The following is an 18,265-nucleotide window of genomic DNA, read 5'->3' on the forward strand; positions in this document are numbered from 1 at the left end:
CGGCCGGGGGCACTCGGAGTTAGTCGGCGGCTACTTGGTATGCCGCCCCAGGAGCCCGGCGGGATTCGAGTACAGCCGCGTAGGCACCCGGGCCATACCCGCCGGGCAAACGAGTACTACTTACGGATGCCTTCGCCGCGCCCGGTCCTTAGCGTAGAGCTATCACTGGTTAAACATTGATTGCGAAGGTCTCTCCCATGTTCCAGCAAGAAGCCGGCGTGCCTGCCGGCAGCGGCAAAACGGACGCGATTCCACCAGCGCAACGCCCCCCGCACGGGCGGCAGGAAAAACCCTTCACCCGCCAGCACATCGTGGCGGACGTCCTGGAAACCCTGACATCAGGAACGGGCTGCGGCGTCGTCCTGGTGGGGGAGCACGGGGCCGGAAAATCCTTCATCGCCCAGCGCACCCTGGAGCAACTCGGTGACGACTACCTGGTCGTCCAGGTCCGGGGCAGTTCCATTTCATCAAAACTTCCCTATGGCGCCCTGAGCGTGCTGCTCAACGACCTCGATGCCTCCCACCTGGAGCACCCGCTGATGGTGCTGCGCGGACTCACCCAGCTCCTCCACGCCAAAGCCCAGGGCCGGGCCATTGTCCTGTTCGTGGACAACGCCCACGACCTTGACGACTTGTCCTGCATGATGGTCGCCCAGCTCAGCGCCGGGGGCCACGTGACCCTGCTGGCCGCCTGCGTTGACCTGCCGCACGTGGGCGGCGACATCATGGGGCTCTGGAAGGATGATCTGCTCCGCCGCGTGGATCTGGAGCCGTTTGATTTCGCTGAGACTGCCGCCACACTCAACCAGGAATACGGCGGCCACTTCTCGCACACGGCCGCCCGCGCGCTTTGGAGCGCCAGCGGCGGAAACGCCTTGTTCCTGCATTCCCTGGCCCGGGAACAGATCAAGCTCGGAACCATCGTCCGGCAAGAGGGCGCCTGGGTCCAGAGCGGCGGCTCCATCGCCCTGACCGGCGAGGTGCGCGATGTCGTCAAGGCGCGGTTGAACCGGCTCAGCCCGGGCCAGCGCGACGTCTTCGAACTGATCTCCCTGGCCGGCGCCGTGCCGCTGCAGACGCTCATGCGGATCTTCAACCCGCAGGACATGGACAACCTGCAGGAGCGTGCGCTGATCCAGGTCAGCCATGACCACCCGCCGATGGTCAGCGTCGCCAACACGGTGACCGCCGCCATCGTCGCCAGTGTGGTCCCTCCGGGCCGCAGCGCCGAGCTTCGGCGCCGTCTGACCGCGGTGCTGGCCGACACCGAGCAGGGCGAACCCGCCGGATCCGCCGACGTCGCGTGGGCACTGGACTGCGGGGAACAGATCAGTTCCGCCACGGCCCTCGCCGCCGCGCACCTGGCCAACAGCTCCTCCGACCCCGCCTCGGCGCTGCGGTTCATCCACGAAATCGACGGCGGCGAGGCGCTCGCCGGAGTGGCCATCGAATCCGTGCACGCCCAGATGGCGGCCAACGACGACGAGTCCGCCCGGCGCCTCCTCCACCAGCTCGACGGCGCAGCCGGTGCCGGGCTTCCGCTGCCGGAATGGGTTGCCCTGCAGCTGCTGCGCGTGGATCTTGACCTGCACAGCGCCGCCACCGCAAGCGATGCCCGGACCAGGCTCGGCCTTGTCCGGGACCGCCTCTACGGCCCCGCCGCGGAAGAACCGGCGCAGCTGCAGCCGGCCCGGGAGCAGCTGCGGCTGGCCGAAATTCGGCTGGCAGCGTTCGAGGGCCGCTATGGCGATGTCCTCGCAGCCCATGCCGGACCGGATGCGGAGCTGGGAACCGAAACCGGGCTGCTGACGGCGAGCCTGTTCTGCGAGGCCATGTCCGTTACCGGCAATGTCCTTGGCGCCATGGCCCTGGGCAAGCAGGTTGTCGCCGCGGCCGCCACCGTGCCGATGTCCGACCGCGCCGTCCGCGAGATCAGGGGCAGGTTCCTGCTGCTGATGCTGCTCTCGGCGAAGTTCCGCGAGGCCTCGGCCTTCCTCTCGGCCACCTCCGGCACCGCGGAGCCGCAAACGCGCCTCGGCGGGATGTTCGAGATCGTCCAGGGCGTGATCGACCTGCACGCCGGACACCTGGACGCCGCCGCCCCGTGGCTTGAGGCCGGGATGTGGCAGCTGCGGATGCAGGACCCGGATGCCTTGTCCTCCCTGGCCACAGCGGCCTGCGCCTATGCCGCCGGGCTTGCCGGGGACGAGGAAAGGGCCAGCCTGCTGCTGGCCGAGGTGGCACAGCCGCAACGTGCCAGCTCCTGGCTGGTGGACCGGATGACCCGGTACTTCGAACTGTGCGCGCTGGCCGAACTGGGCCAGCGGCCCGCGGCGATCCGCACCCTCGTCGCCGATTCGGACGCCGACGCCGAGGCGGGCGCCACGGCCACCGCACTGCTCTTCCTGTCCGCGGCGGCCCGGCTGGGCGACCGGCAGCTGTGCCAGAAGCTCGCCGGACTCGCCGGCAGGGTGACCGGGCAGTTCGCCCTGCTCTGCCTGCGGCTGGCCGACGGTGTGAAGGACTGCGCCAGCGAGCAGTTGCTGGCCGTTGCCAAGGATGCCGACGCGTCGGGGAATGCGGTGTTCGCCCGGGACGTGGCCCGCCGCGCCGTCCACTGTGCCAACGAAGCCGGAAACCGCATCGCGCTCCGCGTCTCCCAGCGCACCGAACAGTCCCTCGACGACAGGTTCGGCAGCCCCAAGAACGGCCTCCATTCGCTGACTACCTCCACCTTGACTGCCCGGGAATGCGAAGTCGCGGTCCGGGCCGCGGCCGGAACATCGAACCGCAAGATTGCCGAACAGATGCATGTCTCGGTCCGCACGGTGGAGGGGCACTTGTACCAGGTGTACGCAAAACTCCATGTCGCCAGCCGATCGGAGCTCAAAGATGTCATCTCGGGACCGGCGGCCAGCGCCCGCATCGGTTGACCCGCCCGGGGCCTTCCGGGGCCCCGGACGCGGTCGACGGCGGCGGGAGTGGCCCTGAGTGGAAAGCCTGACTGATGCCGCGACCCTGATCGGCCGGTCCGGCGTCGTCAAGGAGGTGGTTCGCTGCCTTCGTGACGAGGGCAGGGCCGGGGCCCTGATTGTTGGAAGCTCCGGGTCCGGCAAAACCGCCGTCGTCAAGGCCGTCCTGGCGGAACTGCACCCGCAGGGAACGGTGATCAGGCTCGCTGCGACGCCGGCGCTAGCCGCCGTCCCGTTCGGTGCACTGGCACCCTATCTGGCGGGCCTTCCGGCCCATGACCTCGACTCCTACGCGGCCGTGCTGGGCGCCGTCACGGCCAGCCTGAGGGCCGAGCCGACGCTGGCGCTGTTCGTGATCGACGACGCCCAAAGCCTGGACCGGGGGACCGTCCAACTCCTCGCGCAGGCGGTCGCGACCGGCGCGGCCCGGCTGCTCGCCACCTGCCGTCCGGGCCCCCTGATCCCCGAGGAGTTCCTCGCCCTGTGGGATGACGGCATCATCGCGAAGTTCGACCTGGCGCCGCTCAGCCGCGCCGAGGTGCACCAGCTCTGCGAACAGGTGCTGCGAGCGGAGGTGTCGCCGTGGGTGAGCGAGCTGTTCGCCCACCTGACGGACGGCAACCCGTTTATGCTGATGTCCCTGATCGAGCATGCCCGGGCCACCGGAGCCATCGGCCAGCGCCGCGGGGCGTGGTTCCTCCTCGCGCCGCCGGAGCTGGGAGACGTCCCGGCCGCGGACCTGCTGGACCACCAGGTCCGCTCCATGTCGCCGGAGGAAAAGACGGCGGCCGCGATCGTTGCCCTGGCCGGGCCGCTCTCGCTCGGGCAGATCCTCAGGTTCAGCAGCCCCCGGGCCGTCGACGCGCTCGAGATGGCCGGGATCATCACCGTCTCGCGGGACCGGGACCGGATCGTCAGGCCCGCCAGCCCGCTCATCGGGGAGATCATCCGCCGCCGGGTACCCGCGGGACGGAGCGCGGGTCTCCGGGCCAGCCTCCTGGCGCTGCCCTGGGCGGGTGCGGTTCACCCGGATGCGTTCATTAACCAGTTGCGCTGGGCACTGGATTCCGGCGCGGAGGTCCCGGCCCCGGAATTGCTCCGGGCGGCCACGGCCGCGAACATCGACCTTGATGCCGCGACGGCGCTCCGGGTAGCGGGCGCCATCGGGGACGACCGCTACCTCTCAGAGGCCAAGATCCAGCAGGCCTATGCGAACTACATCCTGGGCGGGCGCGAGGCGTCGGCCGGCTACCTGGAGGCCGCGCAGCCGGTGCGGTACGGCCAGGCCTCCTATCTGGCCGCCCTTTTGGCGGCCCGGCTCGGACCGGCGGCGGCAGCCCTGGAGCTTCCGCGCGACGACGGCGGCGGGGATCCGGAAACGGCCGGTGCCGCCCAGCCGCGCTGGGCGGGACCGGCCGTGGGTATGGCCACCGGCCTCCTGCTGGAGCGCTGGGAGGGCCGGACCGCGGAGCTCGAGGCCCGGTTGCAGGGGCTGGCCGCCGCCGCGGAGGGCAACCCGGAGATCCGCATCCCTGCGGTGTCGCGTCTGGCGGAGGTGCTGACCGCGCAGGGCCGGGTGCTGTCCGGCCTGGGCATCGACCGGGAAGCCTGGCGCGGGGTGCAGGGCGGCGGCCTGGCACTCCCTCTGGTCTACGAAGACGTGCTGGCGAGGCACTGCCTGAACCTGATCTGCGCCGGCGAATGGGAGGAACTCGCTTCCGTCCTTGACGACTACACCACCGCCCTGTCGCCGCGCCTGCTGTACAGCGGGGGCATGCTGCATGTGATGCGCGGCTACTCCCGGCTGCGGCAGGGCCGCATCCCGGAAAGCCGCACCGAGCTGCTGTTGGGGGTGGAAGAACTCCTGATCGCCGACCCCTGGGAGCTGCTCGCCTTCGCGCACGCCGTGGCGGCCTACGCCGCCGCCGCGGCCGGACACCCCGGGGACGCGGCGGAGCAGACGCTGGCGTTCCGCAGGACCGGCTACCGCGAGCCGGCGACGCTCCTGCTCCTCGCGGAGGCCTACTGCACGGCGGCGGAGGCTGCCTCCGGCCTTGATTCCGGCAACGCCCGCCGCGAACTTGACCGGCTCGCGTCCGAAGCGCAGCGGCAGGGGCTGCGGGGGGTGGAAACCGACATCAGGCGGCTCGCGCTGCGCGGCGGGGACACCGGGGCGGCGGCGGCCCTGGCGGCCAGCAGCGGGGCCGTCGAGGGCCCGGAGGCGCGCCTGCTGCGGGACTACGCGCTCGCCGTCGCCGCCTCTGATTCGACCGAGCTTATGGCGCTCAGCGACCAGGCCCTGAGCGCCGGCTACCTGCTCCTGGCGCTCGAAGCCGCCCAGCAGGCCGCACAGCTGCTTGAACACGACCCGGACAAGTGGAAGCTCACCGCGGTCCAGCGCAAGGTCCACCACCGCATGGTCGCCGCCGGCATGTCCGGGCAGATGAACATCGTCCGCGGCGAACACTACGCCGACCTCACCGCCCGGGAAACCGAGATCCTGAAGCTGGTGGCCGGCGGGGCCACAAACGCCGAAATCGCGGCCCGGCTGACCGTGTCCCAGCGGACCGTCGAAGGCCACCTGTACCGCATCTTCGGCAAGCTCGGCGTCAGCCGCCGCGGCGAGCTGATGGACATCCAGCGCGATCTTCCGCTGCCTTAAGCGCGGCCGGGCTGGCCTCAGCAGGGCCCGAGTGCGCCATTCAAGGGTTTTTCACCGTTGCCGCAGGGGATCCCGCGTATCTACTGCGTGACCTGGGCGGCGTCCGGGAGTATGCCTAAGTAGTGGCCCGGCGTAGACCGCAAGAGAAGTCGGGTAACCCCTACTCGTGTGCAGATGAGGCCTCCGCGATTGACTTAAGTCAGTCCCAGGAACGACTCACAAAGGTCTCAAAATGAGTAACTACAGGGCGGTATTCGACTGCGGGCAGCGCCCGCGGAGGAGCAGGGCCACAAGCCTGAGTTCCAGCGCCGCAATTGCCAGAGCCACCAGCAAGGGTGGCCGCGTCGACACCTCCCATATCCGAACTCCTTCATTGGAACCGTACGGTGCCCCAGCCGGCAGTCGTACCCCCAAGACGGAGCCGGCGGCGTCAGAGCCTTCTGAGACCGAGGCTCTCCCCCCAGCCGCCGCCGGCTCCCTTAAACGGTCTGCACCACTGAGAGATGTGGAACTGCCGTGAGCGCGGTGGACGAACACCGCGCCGGCTACAGAAAAAGAGGCAGTCGTTGGAATCGGCGCCCCGCCCGGGTCCTAAGGCCCGCAGGCGGGGCGTTTGATCACCCCCCGGCCGTCGGCCGGGAACCAGTGGCGGCCCGTCCCGTGGACTCCGGGATGTCCTGGGCGCGGCGCTACCGCCGCTGGCTGCGGTTCACCGACATATCCATTGTGACCTGTGCGGTCGCCGTGGCCTACGCGGTCCGCATCGACGCCGAGGGAGTGCTCGCCCGCACCCCTGCGGTCAGCACCTACGTTTCCCTCAGCATCGCCATCCTCCTGGCCTGGATCGTCGCCCTCGAAGTGCACCGCACCCGGGAGGAGACGGTCCTCGGCGTCGGGGCCGAGGAATACAAGCGGGTCATGGACGCCACCGTCGGGGTATTCGGGGGCATCGCCATCGTGGTCCTGCTGCTGGGAATCGATGTGGTGCGCAGCCACTTTGCGATCGCCCTCCCGGCCGGTTCGATGCTGCTCTTGCTCAGCCGGTGGCGGTGGCGGGCCTGGCTGAACCGCCAGCGTAACTTCGGCCACTACCTCTCCAAGGTGATCGTGGTGGGCGAAGCCGCCGACGTCGAATACGTCATCCGCCAGTTCGGCAAGGTCTCCGGTGCCGCCTATGAAGTGGTAGGGGCGGCCCTTCCGGCCGGCTACACCGCCAGCCACCTGCAGATTTCCGCGACCCGGGTGCCCGTGCTCTGCGATGTCGCCTCGGTGGCCGGAAAGGTCACCGAGACCGGGGCCAACGCCGTCGTCGTTGCCGGACAGCTGCACGGCGGAAGCCGCGCGATCCGCCAGCTCGGCTGGGCCCTGGAGGGCACCCACGCCAGCCTGGTCCTGGCCGCCAGCCTGACCGACGTCGCCGGTCCCCGGATCCACTGGCGGCCCGTCGAGGGCCTGCCGCTGATGCACGTGGAGCTGCCGGAGTTCAGCGGCGGCAAACACACGCTCAAACGCCTCGTCGACGTGGTGGCCTCGGCCGCGGCGCTGCTGCTCCTGGCGCCCCTGCTGTGCATCCTGGCCTGGATGATCGCCCGGGACAGCAAGGGCCCGGTCTTCTTCTGGCAGGAGCGGGTCGGCCGCAACGGCGAACGGTTCAAGATGGTCAAGTTCCGCTCCATGGTGGTGACCGCGGAGGAGGACCTGGCGCTACTCAGGGAGCTTAACGAGGGAGCCGGGCTGCTGTTCAAGATAAAGCAGGACCCGCGGGTCACCAGGTGCGGACGCTGGCTGCGGAAGTATTCGCTCGATGAGCTGCCGCAGTTCTGGAACGTACTCAAAGGGGACATGAGCCTGGTGGGACCGCGTCCTCAGCTGCCCTGCGAGGTGGAGGGCTACGAGGGCGACGTGACCCGCCGGCTGCTGATCAAGCCCGGCATCACCGGGCTGTGGCAGGTGAACGGCCGGTCGAATCTTGGCTGGGAAGAGAGCGTCCGCTGGGACCTCTACTACGTGGAGAACTGGTCGTTGACGGGAGACATCATGATCCTCTGGCGAACCGTCAAGGTGATCCTGAACCCGGTGGGGGCTTACTGAACGCTGGTGAGGGCCGGCGGTGAATTGAAAGGGCAGGACATGGGTCTCAGAATCGGCTACGCGCCGGGGGCGTTCGATTTGTTCCACATCGGGCATCTCAACATCCTCAAGCACGCCAGAAGCCAGTGCGACTTCCTGGTCGCCGGGGTCGTCTCGGACGACATGCTGGAACAGGCCAAGGGCCGGCTGCCCGTGATCCCGCTGGCCGAGCGGATGGAGATTGTCGGCAGCATCGGCTACGTGGACAAGGTCTACGCCGAAACCGTCCCGGACAAGCTCCAGGTCTGGGAGGAACTGCGGTTCAACGTCTTCTTCAAGGGCGACGACTGGAAGGGCACCCCGACGGGCGACAGGCTGGAAGCGGCGTTCCGGGAGGTCGGCGTCGACGTCGTCTTCTTCCCGTACACCGTGCAGACGTCCAGCTCCGCCCTGCGCACCGCCCTCGAGCTGATCAACCGTTCCCCCGAACCCGGGCACCGGCTCCACGGGATACGGCTGTGAACGGGCTGCACATCGCGATGGTGGGAACGCGCGGCGTCCCGGCCAGGTACGGCGGATTCGAAACGGCCATCGAGGAAATCGGCCAGCGGCTCGTGCAGCGCGGCCACCGCGTCACTGTCTACTGCCGCGAGACGGGCGGCGGCGACCGGCCCGCCCGGCACCTCGGCATGGACCTGGTGCACCTGCCGGCGCTGCGCAAACGTTCCCTGGAGACCCTCAGCCACACCGGGCTCTCCGTCGCCCACCTGCTCCGGCACCGGCCGGACGCCGCCATCGTCTTCAACGCGGCCAACGCCCCCTACCTGCCGGCCATCAAAGCCGCAGGCATCCCCGTGGCCACCCACGTCGACGGTCTGGAATGGAAGCGCGCCAAGTGGGGCAACGCCGGCCGGAACTACTACCAGCTTGTTGAACGGCTCGCGGTCCGGTGGTCCGACGCGCTGATCGCCGACGCCGCCGGCATCCAGGACTACTACCGGGAGAAGTTCGACGCCGACACGGTATATCTGGCCTACGGGGCGCCCATCCAGGCAAACGCCGGCTCGGACAGACTTCCGGAACTGGGCCTGGCGCCGCGCGGCTACCACCTCGTCGTCGCCCGCTTTGAGCCCGAAAACCACGTCCACCTCATCGTTGAAGGGTTCGCCCGGAGCGCCGCCCGGCTCCCGCTCGTCGTCGTCGGCTCCGCCCCCTATTCGGACCGGTACACCAACATGGTCCACGCACTCGGCGACGCGAAGGTCCGCTTCGCGGGCGGCGTCTGGGACCAGGCGCTGCTCGACCAGCTCTACGCGAACGCGCTGGTGTACTGGCACGGGCACTCCGTGGGCGGCACCAACCCCTCGCTGCTGCGGGCCATCGGATCCGGCACGGCCACCAACGCGTTCGACGTCGGGTTCAACCGCGAGGTGCTCGAAACCGCCGGCCGGTACTTCGCAGGCCCCGGCGACGTCGCCCGGCTGGTGCACGAGGCCGAGGCCCCCGGCTCCGACGCCGAGGCCCGCGGCCGGCACGCGCAGCAGCTGGCCCGCCGTTACAACTGGGACGACGTCGCGACCGGCTACGAACAGCTCTGCGAGACGCTCCTGAGCCCCCGGACACGGACCGCCCGGACGCGCGCCGGAGAAGGAACCAGGGGCCGACGCAGGGCGCCGCGTCCCAGCCTGGGGGCCGGACAATGACCGCCGCCGATCCGGGAATCGGCGTTGCCGCCCCGGCCGGTAACGGCTTCCGGGACACCGTAAGGCAGCTCGCCGCGGCCCAGAAGACGGCGGCCCGCGGGGCACCGGCCTACTCCCGCTACGTCAACCGCAGGCTGGGACGGCTGCTGGCCGCGCTGGCCCTGCACGCCGGGCTGGGGCCCAACGCAGTCACGGCGGTCAGCGCGGTCTTCACCTTCTCGGGGATCGCCCTGCTGATGATGTTCCCGCCGTCCGGAGCCCTGGGGATCGGGGTGGCCCTGCTGCTGGTGGTCGGCTACGCCCTGGACTCGGCCGACGGACAGGTCGCGCGGATGCAGGGCAGCGGATCGGCCGCGGGGGAGTGGCTGGACCACATGGTGGACGCGGTGAAAACCTCCGCGCTGCCACTGGCGCTCGCCGTCGGGCTGTACCGCTTCGGAACCGTGGACCGGCGCTGGCTGCTGGTTCCGCTGGCCGCCGCCGTCATCTCCGCCGTGCTGTTCTTCAGCATGATCCTCACCGAGCAGTTGCGGCGCCAGCAGGGCCTGGTCTCCGTGGCCGCCCCCGGCGGCCGGTCCTGGCTCCGCTCGGTGCTGGTGGTCCCGATGGACTACGGGGTCCTCTGCCTCTGCTTTGCCCTCTACGGCGTGCTTCCGCTCTTCCTCGCCGCCTACACCCTGATCGTCGCCGCCACGGCAGGCTTCCTGCTGTTGGCATCCGTCAAGTGGTTCCGGGAAATTTCCGCCTTCCCGCCGGCGCACGGCCGGGCCGGCCGGCACAGCCGCACGGAACCATCCGCACCAACCGGCAGCACCACTGGAACTGGGGTCCCGCAATGAACACAGCACACCACGGGCAAGGAGCCCACAGCGCCGGCAGGCGCCGACGCCTGCTCGCCACTTCGGTGGGCATTTCGGCTCTGCTCGCCCTGGGCGGCACCGTCTGGGCCACGGGCCAGGACACCGTCGCCCGGGCGGCAGGCGAACGGCCCGGCCAGGACACCGTTGCCCGGGCCGCCAGCCCGAAACCGGAGGCGGCGGGCCCGGCGGCCCCTGCGCCGGACAAGGCCGCGGCGACGGGCGCGCCGGCGCCAGTGGGGCCGGCATCTCCGGAGGCCCGGCCCGAGCCGAGCCCGGTGGACCGCCAGGGCAAGTCCGAGCAGCAGCTCGCCGAAACACCGCAGCCCACCGCGGCGCCGGTGGACCTGAAGGACAAGAAAGCTGTCAAGGGCGGCGTCTCGGCCGCCATCACGGACGTTCAATCCGTCCGGGGCGAGGCGAAGGGCATCGGTGAAATCGCCGGCCCGGCAGTGCGTTTCAAGGTCACCGTGACCAACAGCACCTCAGAGCCCATCTCCCTGGACTCCGCCGTCGTCGACGTGGCGTTCGGCCGGGACGACGAGCCGGCCGGATCCCTGAGCGGCCCGGACACGGCCGCCTTCCCGTCCGTGGTGGCGCCCGGGACCAGCGGAACCGGTGTGTTCGTCTTCGCGGTGCCCCTTGGGGCCCGCGACAACGTCAAGATCCATCTCAACCTCGAGGCCGAGACGCCGGTGGCGACGTTTGCGGGCAAGTTGCCGGCCTAGGCGGACCCTGCCGGCCAAACAGAACTGACCGTTGAATCACAGGAAAGGATCCAGGCCATGGCAACACAACTGGACACCCTGCCATCGCTGCTGCTGGTGCGGACCACGGCCCGGCGGGGGAGGAAAGCGGCAAAACGGCTGCGGGCCGGCATCGCCTTCGCGCACCTGCGGCTCCGGAACCTGGCAGCCCGCCGGCCCGCCACCGGCACCGCCCCCGTCGTCGTGTCCATGACGACGCACGGGGCCCGGCTGAAGACTGTTGCGACGGCGCTCGAATCAATCGCCCGCGGCAGCACCAGGCCGCAACGGCTGCTGCTGTGGCTGCAGACGCCGGAACAGTTCCGGACCGCTCCGGCCGCCCTGCGCCGGCTCGAACGCCGCGGCGTGGAGGTCCTGCTGAGCCCGGACTACGGCCCCCACACCAAGTACTACCCGTACGTCGCCTCGGTGGAACGGCACACCCTGCCGCTCGTAACCGCCGACGACGACATCATCTACCCGCGGAACTGGCTGGCGCTGCTCACCGACGCCAACCGCCGGCACCCGGACACCGTCTGCGGGCACTGGATCAGCATCATCGGCCCCTCCGTGGACGGGATTGCCGACTACGCCACCTGGGCGCGGGCCCGGGACACCGCCGCCCGCACGGCAAATTTCGCCGTCGGCGTATCCGGGGTCATCTACCCGCCGGCGATGCTCCAGGAACTCAAGGGGCACGGCACCGGTTTCGCCGCCGCCTGCCCGGGAGCCGACGACATCTGGCTCAAATGGGTGGCCCTGCGCGCCGGGATACTGGTCCGGCAGGTCCGTCCGGTGCCGCGGCACTTCCCGATGATCCCGGGAAGCCAGGGCGACGCGCTGATGAAAACGAATGTCGGCGAAAGCCGAAACGACCACTGGATCCGAGGCCTCTTCACGGCCGAGGACGTGGCTGTGCTGACCAGCAGCGCCGCCAGACACCGAATGGACTAGGGGGAAGCACATGTTCCGGAACGCCACGCTGGGGAGCGCTCAGACGAAAAATGCAGGGCTAGCGCCCTACCCGGCGCCGGGAGGCGCCGCTGGGAACCAACTACAACGAATGCTCGCGGTGCTGCTGGGCACTGCGCTGGCGCTCTCACTGGTGCTGGTGGGCGCCCCGCCGTCAGCCGCCGACACAGCGCCGGCCGATCCGGCGAGCCCGTCCACGCCGGTCACGGTCTCCGCCGACGCGCTCCCCACCGCCCAGATCAACGGGGTGGCCTGGACCCAGCTCGTCATCGGCAACACGGTGTACGTCGGCGGCGACTTCAGCCTTGCCCGGCCCGCCGGGGCCCCCGCCGGAACCGGCGAGGTTGCCCGGAACAACATCCTGGCCTACAACCTGACCACCGGGGAGCTGCTGAACAGCTTCACGCCGAGCTTCAACGCCGAGGTGACGGCCCTGGCGGCGTCCCCGGACGGATCGCGGCTCTACGTCGGCGGCTCCTTCACCACGTACAACGGCGCCACGGTCTGGCGCGTCGTGGCGCTCAACCCGTCCAACGGCGCCCTGATCATGAGCTTCCTGCCGAAGATGTCCGCGTCGGTGCGCACTATCGTGGCGACGGACAGCACCGTCTACCTGGGGGGCCTGTTCGGCTCCGTGGGCTCCGTAGCACGCGGCCGGCTCGCCGCGTTCAACGCCGCGGACGGCGCGCTGCTGCCGTGGAATCCGGTCGCCGAGGGCGGCCGCGTCAACGCCATGGCGCTCGCGCCCGACGGTGCCAGCATGGTGGTGGGCGGCGCGTTCACCACCCTCAACGCTTCCAGTAACCCAGGCATGGGCCTGGGCAAGGTGGATACCGGCGCCGGCGCGCTGCTGCCCTTCCAGATCAACAGCCTGGTGCGCAACGGCGGCACCAACGGGGCCATCACCACGCTCGCCAGCGACGGCTCGAACGTCTACGGCGCAGGTTACACCTTCGGCCGCACCAGCAACCTCGAAGGGATGTTCTCGGTCAAATGGTCCGATGACACCACCAACTGGCTCGAGGACTGCCACGGGGACAGCTACTCCATCAAACCGATCGGCGGCGCGGTCTACCTGGCCGGCCACCCGCACTACTGCGGCAACATCGGCGGCTTCCCGCAGACCCAGCCCTGGAGCTTCAACCGCGGCATCGCGTTCGGCAAGGAAGCCACCGGCACCATCACCACCGAAAGCCACGGGTACTTCAACTACGCCGGCAGGCCGTCGCCGCCGCTGCTGAACTGGTTCCCCTACCTCGACTCAGGCACAGTCACCGGCCAGGACCAGGGCCCGTGGACGGTCAACGGCAACGACGACTACGTGGTGATGGCCGGTGAATTCACCTCCGTCAACAACCAGCCCCAGCAGGGGCTGGTCAGGTTCTCCAGGACCGGGCTCGCCCCGAACCAGCGCGGGCCCCGCGTCACCGGCGCCAACCTGACCCCCACCCTGTCCAGCCCCGCCGCCGGCACCGTCCGGGTCCGCTGGCAGGCCAACTGGGACCAGGACAACGAGAACCTCGTCTACGAGGTCCGGCGCAACGGCGCCGTCATCGCCACCCTCAACCAGGCGTCCACCTTCTGGCGCCGGCCCGGCATGACCTTCCTGGACACCTCCCGGGTTCCGGGGCAAAGCTACACCTACCGCATCTTCGTCCGGGACCCGTTCGGCAACGAGGCCCGCAGCGACACCGCCAGCATCACGGTGCCGGGCTCCGTGGCGTCCCCGGGCAACTACGCCCAGCAGGTCCTGGCTGACAATCCGGGCAACTACTGGCGGCTCGGGGACGGCGGCGGCACCACAGCCGTGGACCTGGCGGGCCGTGATGACCTGCAGTTGCAGCCCGGTGCCGGTTTCGGCGCCCCCGGCGCCCTGAACGGCGACGCGGACACGGGCGTCGCCCTCAACGGCAGCCAGGACGCAGTCGCCAGCGACCCGACCCTGGCAGCCCGGCCGGACACCTTCAGCACCGAGGCGTGGATCCGCACCGCCTCCACCGCGGGCGGACAGATCGTCGGCTACGGAAACGCCCAAACCGGGCTCTCGGCCGACCTGGACCGGACCGTGTACATGGACCCGGGCGGGCGCATCTTCTTCGGCGTCCGGCCCGGCGGCAGCTCCGGCACCCGGGTCACGGTCAACTCGACGGCGACCTTCAACGACAACCAGTGGCACCACGTCGTCGCCTCGCTCGGCGCCGACGGGATGAAGCTCACCATCGACGGGGTCGCCGCCGCAGCACGGCCCGGCACCACCACCGCCTGGCCGTTCGACGGTTACTGGCGGGTCGGCGGCGACAGCCTCACCGGCTGGCCCAACTGGCCCACCTCGCAGAAGGGCCAGCCGCCCTACATCGGCTTCCTCAACGGCCAGATCGACGACGTCGCGCTCTACCCCTCGGTGCTTCCGCTGTCCCGGATCCAGGCCCACTACGTGGCCTCGGGCCGCACCGTGAACGCGCCGCCCTCGCCGCCGGTCGCGGCCTTCACCTCCGCGGTCACCGGCCTGACCGCGGCGGTGGATGCCAGCACCTCCTCGGATGCCAACGGCCCGATCGCCAGCTACGCGTGGGCGTTTGGCGATGGTTCCACCGGAACCGGCGTGACGGCGCAGCACAGCTACGCCGCCGCCGGCAGCTACGACATCAGGCTTACGGTGACGGACAACTCCGGCAGTACCGCAAGCGTGACGCGGACCGTCACGGTGACGGCCCCGCCGCCGAACCAGCCGCCGGTCGCCGCCTTCACATCCTCCGTTACCAACCTTGCGGCTGCTTTTGACGCCACCGGATCCAAGGACCCCGACGGCACCATCAGCAGCTACGCCTGGGACTTCGGCGACGGCGGCTCGGGGACCGGTGCGACGGCGTCGCACAGCTACGCCGCGGCGGGGACCTACCAGGTCACCCTCACCGTCACGGACGGGGCGGGGGCCACCGGCCAGCTCACCCAGGCCGTGACCGTCACGGCCCCGCCCGCCAACGCCCTGGTGGCCGCGGACGCCTTCGGCCGGACCACCACCGGCGGATTCGGCACCGCGGATGTCGGCGGAGCGTGGACAGTCGCCGGTGGCGGCAGCAACTTCTCCGTCGCCAACGGGGCGGGAGCGGCTACCATCGGCACCGCGGGCGCCAGCAGGTACGCCTACCTGAACAGCGTCGCGACGGCGGACTACGACGGCCGCATCACCGTCTCGGCCGACAAGGTCCCCAACGGCGGCGGCATGTTCGCCACGCTGGTGGGACGGCGGGCAAACAACAACGAGTACCGGGCAAAGATCAAGGTTGCCGCCACCGGGGCCGTGTCGCTCTACCTCACCAAGGTGGTGGCCGGCGCCGAAACGACCGTTGCCGGGCCGCTGGCGATCGGCGGGCTGACCCTCGCCGCCAACGACCCGGCGATCATCCGGCTCAAGCTGGACGGCACCGCGCCCACCGCGGTCAGCGGCAAGGTCTGGCGCGCTTCCGCGGCTGAGCCCGTCGCCTGGCAGCTCACCGTTAGCGATGCGACGGCCGCCCTGCAGGCCGCGGGCGCCGCCGGCGCCGGCGGCTACGTCTCCGGTTCCTCCACCAACCTGCCGGTAGTCCTGCGGCTGGACAACCTGAACATCACCGCAGGCGGCGCGGCCCCCGCGCCCAACGCGGCCCCGACGGCGGCGTTCACCTCAACTGTCAACGCGCTGCAGGCCAGTTTCGACGGCACCGGCTCCGCCGACACCGACGGGACCGTGGCCGGGTACGCCTGGAACTTCGGCGACGGCGCCACCGGAAGCGGCGCCGCCGCCTCGCACAGCTATGCCGCCGCCGGGACCTACCAGGTAACGCTCACCGTCACCGACAACGCCGGTGCCACCGGCACCATCACCCAGGCCGTGACCGTCACCGGGAACCCCCCGGCGGGCCTGCTCGCGGCGGACGGGTTCGGGCGCGACCTCACAGGCAGCTGGGGGTCCGCCGACACCGGCGGCGCCTGGACGCTGGCCGGAACGGCCGCCAATTACACGGTGGCCGGCGGAACCGGGATCATCACTACGCGCTCCGGCGGGATCTCCCGGCTGGCCACCCTGGCCGGTGTTTCTGCCACCGCAACCGACCTCTCGGTGAAATTCGCGCAGGACAAGATTGCCACCGGCGGGGGCACCTATGTCGGTGCCGTCGGGCGCAAAGTCGGCGACGACGAATACCGCGCCAAGCTGCGGATCGCTGCCACCGGCGCGGCGACGCTCTTCCTGACCCGGGTATCCGGCGGTACGGAGACGACGCTGCAGTCCGCAGCGGTGGCCGGCCTGACGGTGGCCGCGAACGACCAGCTCCGGCTCAGGGTGCAGGTCACCGGAACCAGCCCCACCACGGTGCGGGCCAAGATCTGGCGGGACGGGGCAGCCGAGCCGGCGGCCTGGGGGCTGACGGCAACGGATTCGACGCCGTCGCTGCAGGCGGCCGGCGGCATCGGGCTGCTGACCTACCTCTGGAGCACCGCCACCAACGCGCCGGTGGCTGTCCGGTTCGACGAGTTGTCCGTGGCCAGGCCATAGGGGAGGGGGTCGATGATCCGGATCCGGACGAAGGTGGCGGGTGAGCCGCCGGGCCGACCACCGGTTTGCACAACGGTTTGCTCCGCCAACTGAGCTAAGGAAGGCCATGAACTCTCCCTGGAGGAATTGGGGCGCGGCGCTCGCCGCGGCGCTGGTCCTCGCCGCCGCCCCGCCCGCCTCCGCGGACACCGCGCCCCTTGATCCGGCGGACCCGGCCACCCCGGTCACCGTTTCCGCGGACGCGCTGCCCACGGTGCAGATTGACGGCGTCGTCTGGCAGCAGACCATCATTGGCGACACCGTGTATGCGGTGGGCAAATTCGACACCGCCCGGCCCGCCGGGGCCGCCGCAGGCACCCAGACCACCGAGCGCAAGAACATCCTTGCCTACAGCCTGAGCACCGGGCAGTTGGTCACCGGTTTCACGGCATCCCTGAACGCACAGGCCCTGGCCGTGGCGGCGTCGCCGGACGGCAGCCGGCTCTACGTTGGCGGGGACTTCACCGAGGCCAACGGCCAGCCGGCCAGTAAGGTGGTGGCCCTCAACCCGCAAACCGGGGCCACCGTCGCCGGCTGGGCGCCGCGAATGTCCTCGACCGTCCGGGCGATCGTGGCCACCGCCGGGACGGTCTACCTGGGCGGCCTGTTCAGCACCGTCGGGTCCACCTCCCGGTCCAAGCTGGCCGCGGTCCGCGCCAGCAACGGGACACTGCTGCCCTGGAAACCGCTCGCAGCCGGCGGCAGGGTCAACGCGCTGGTGCTGGCGCCCGACGGCAGCAAGCTGGTTGCGGGCGGCCTGTTCACCACCCTGAACGGCACCAACAGACCGGGCTTCGGGCTCGGTGCCGTCGACGCCCTCACCGGGGCCAACATCGTGACGCCGGTGAACGACGTCGTCCGGAACGCGGGCACCGGCTCCGGCATCACCTCGCTCTCCAGCGACGGCTCGAACTGGTACGGGACGGGCTTTATCGACTCGAAGATGAACGGCACCGGCACCCTGGAGGGCTCCTTTGCGGGGAACTGGTCCGACCTGGGGGTCAAATGGATCGACGACTGCCACGGCGACTCCTACAGTGTGTTCGCCAGCAACACGGCGGTCTACAAGGCCGGCCACTCCCACTACTGCGGCAATCTAAAGGGGTTCCCGGAGACGACGCCGCGGACCTGGCACCGGGGACTGGCCTACAGCAGGGAGGCCACCGGAACGCTGACGAAAGACATCCACGGGTTCCCGAGCTTCACGGGCAAGCCGGCGCCGTCGCTGCTGGTCTGGTACCCGGACCTGGACACAGGGACGGCCACCGGCCAGAGCCAGGGACCCTGGTCCGTGACCGGCAACAACAGCTACGTGGTGATGGGCGGCGAGTTCAAGAACGTCAACTTCAAAGGCCAGCAGGGCCTGGTCCGGTTCGCGGTCAGCTCCCTGGCCCCGGACAAGGAAGGACCCCGTTCCTCGTCCGCGTCCACCAACCCGGCGCTGACCTCCCCCTCGTCGGGGCTCATCACGGTCAAGTGGCAGTCCAACTGGGACCGGGACAACGCGGCACTGAGCTACCGGCTCTCACGGGACGGACGGTTGATCAGCACCCAGGCGCTGTCCACCACGTTCTGGAACCGGCCGATGATGGAATTCAGGGACACGGTCGCCCCCGGAACAACGCACAGCTACCGGGTGGTGGTGACGGATCCGTTCGGCAACTCCAAATACTCCACCACGGTCAGCCTCACGGCCCGGTGAGCCGGCCG

General features: G+C 70.2%; 10 protein-coding genes. All 10 read left to right on the plus strand.

The annotated features are described in order from the left end of the window. Positions 1-197: 197 nt before the first annotated feature. Positions 198-2,933, plus strand: a complete 2,736-nt coding sequence (locus ABLI39_RS06105) for a LuxR C-terminal-related transcriptional regulator (RefSeq protein ID WP_349412539.1) — start codon at positions 198-200, stop codon at positions 2,931-2,933. Between the two features lie 58 nt (positions 2,934-2,991). After that, entirely contained in the window at positions 2,992-5,634 is a 2,643-nt protein-coding gene (locus tag ABLI39_RS06110; RefSeq protein WP_349412540.1) for a LuxR C-terminal-related transcriptional regulator, read from the plus strand. Between the two features lie 645 nt (positions 5,635-6,279). Next, entirely contained in the window at positions 6,280-7,725 is a 1,446-nt protein-coding gene (locus ABLI39_RS06115) for a sugar transferase (RefSeq protein WP_349412541.1), read from the plus strand. Positions 7,726-7,764: 39 nt separating this feature from the next. Beyond that, positions 7,765-8,226 (plus strand): FAD synthase family protein, encoded by a 462-nt coding sequence (locus ABLI39_RS06120; RefSeq protein WP_349412542.1) that lies wholly within the window; start codon positions 7,765-7,767, stop codon positions 8,224-8,226. A 17-nt stretch (positions 8,227-8,243) separates the two neighbouring features. Then, positions 8,244-9,407 (plus strand): DUF1972 domain-containing protein, encoded by a 1,164-nt coding sequence (locus ABLI39_RS06125; protein ID WP_349412658.1) that lies wholly within the window; start codon positions 8,244-8,246, stop codon positions 9,405-9,407. Further along, a complete protein-coding gene (locus ABLI39_RS06130; RefSeq protein WP_349412543.1) occupies positions 9,404-10,246 on the plus strand; it encodes a CDP-alcohol phosphatidyltransferase family protein in 843 nt (280 codons plus the stop codon). Before ABLI39_RS06125 ends, ABLI39_RS06130 begins: the two co-directional genes overlap by 4 nt. Then, positions 10,243-10,992 (plus strand): DUF4352 domain-containing protein, encoded by a 750-nt coding sequence (locus ABLI39_RS06135; protein WP_349412544.1) that lies wholly within the window; start codon positions 10,243-10,245, stop codon positions 10,990-10,992. Before ABLI39_RS06130 ends, ABLI39_RS06135 begins: the two co-directional genes overlap by 4 nt. A gap of 57 nt (positions 10,993-11,049) precedes the next feature. After that, entirely contained in the window at positions 11,050-11,964 is a 915-nt protein-coding gene (locus tag ABLI39_RS06140; RefSeq protein ID WP_349412545.1) for a hypothetical protein, read from the plus strand. Between the two features lie 109 nt (positions 11,965-12,073). Beyond that, positions 12,074-16,516 (plus strand): PKD domain-containing protein, encoded by a 4,443-nt coding sequence (locus tag ABLI39_RS06145; protein ID WP_349412546.1) that lies wholly within the window; start codon positions 12,074-12,076, stop codon positions 16,514-16,516. A 106-nt stretch (positions 16,517-16,622) separates the two neighbouring features. Continuing rightward, entirely contained in the window at positions 16,623-18,257 is a 1,635-nt protein-coding gene (locus ABLI39_RS06150) for a Kelch repeat-containing protein (protein ID WP_349412547.1), read from the plus strand. The last annotated feature ends 8 nt before the right edge of the window (positions 18,258-18,265 follow it).

The organism is Pseudarthrobacter sp. B907 (genome assembly GCF_040137805.1).
Classification (GTDB): Bacteria; Actinomycetota; Actinomycetes; order Actinomycetales; family Micrococcaceae; genus Arthrobacter.

Bases quoted from the DNA above. Each gene is read 5' to 3' on its own strand.
- ABLI39_RS06145 (WP_349412546.1), top strand. From the start codon at position 12,074: ATGCTCGCGGTGCTGCTGGGCACTGCGCTGGCGCTCTCACTGGTGCTG.
- ABLI39_RS06120 (WP_349412542.1), top strand. From the start codon at position 7,765: ATGGGTCTCAGAATCGGCTACGCGCCGGGGGCGTTCGATTTGTTCCAC.
- ABLI39_RS06140 (WP_349412545.1), top strand. From the start codon at position 11,050: ATGGCAACACAACTGGACACCCTGCCATCGCTGCTGCTGGTGCGGACC.
- ABLI39_RS06150 (WP_349412547.1), top strand. From the start codon at position 16,623: ATGAACTCTCCCTGGAGGAATTGGGGCGCGGCGCTCGCCGCGGCGCTG.
- ABLI39_RS06130 (WP_349412543.1), top strand. From the start codon at position 9,404: ATGACCGCCGCCGATCCGGGAATCGGCGTTGCCGCCCCGGCCGGTAAC.
- ABLI39_RS06105 (WP_349412539.1), top strand. From the start codon at position 198: ATGTTCCAGCAAGAAGCCGGCGTGCCTGCCGGCAGCGGCAAAACGGAC.
- ABLI39_RS06135 (WP_349412544.1), top strand. From the start codon at position 10,243: ATGAACACAGCACACCACGGGCAAGGAGCCCACAGCGCCGGCAGGCGC.
- ABLI39_RS06125 (WP_349412658.1), top strand. From the start codon at position 8,244: ATGGTGGGAACGCGCGGCGTCCCGGCCAGGTACGGCGGATTCGAAACG.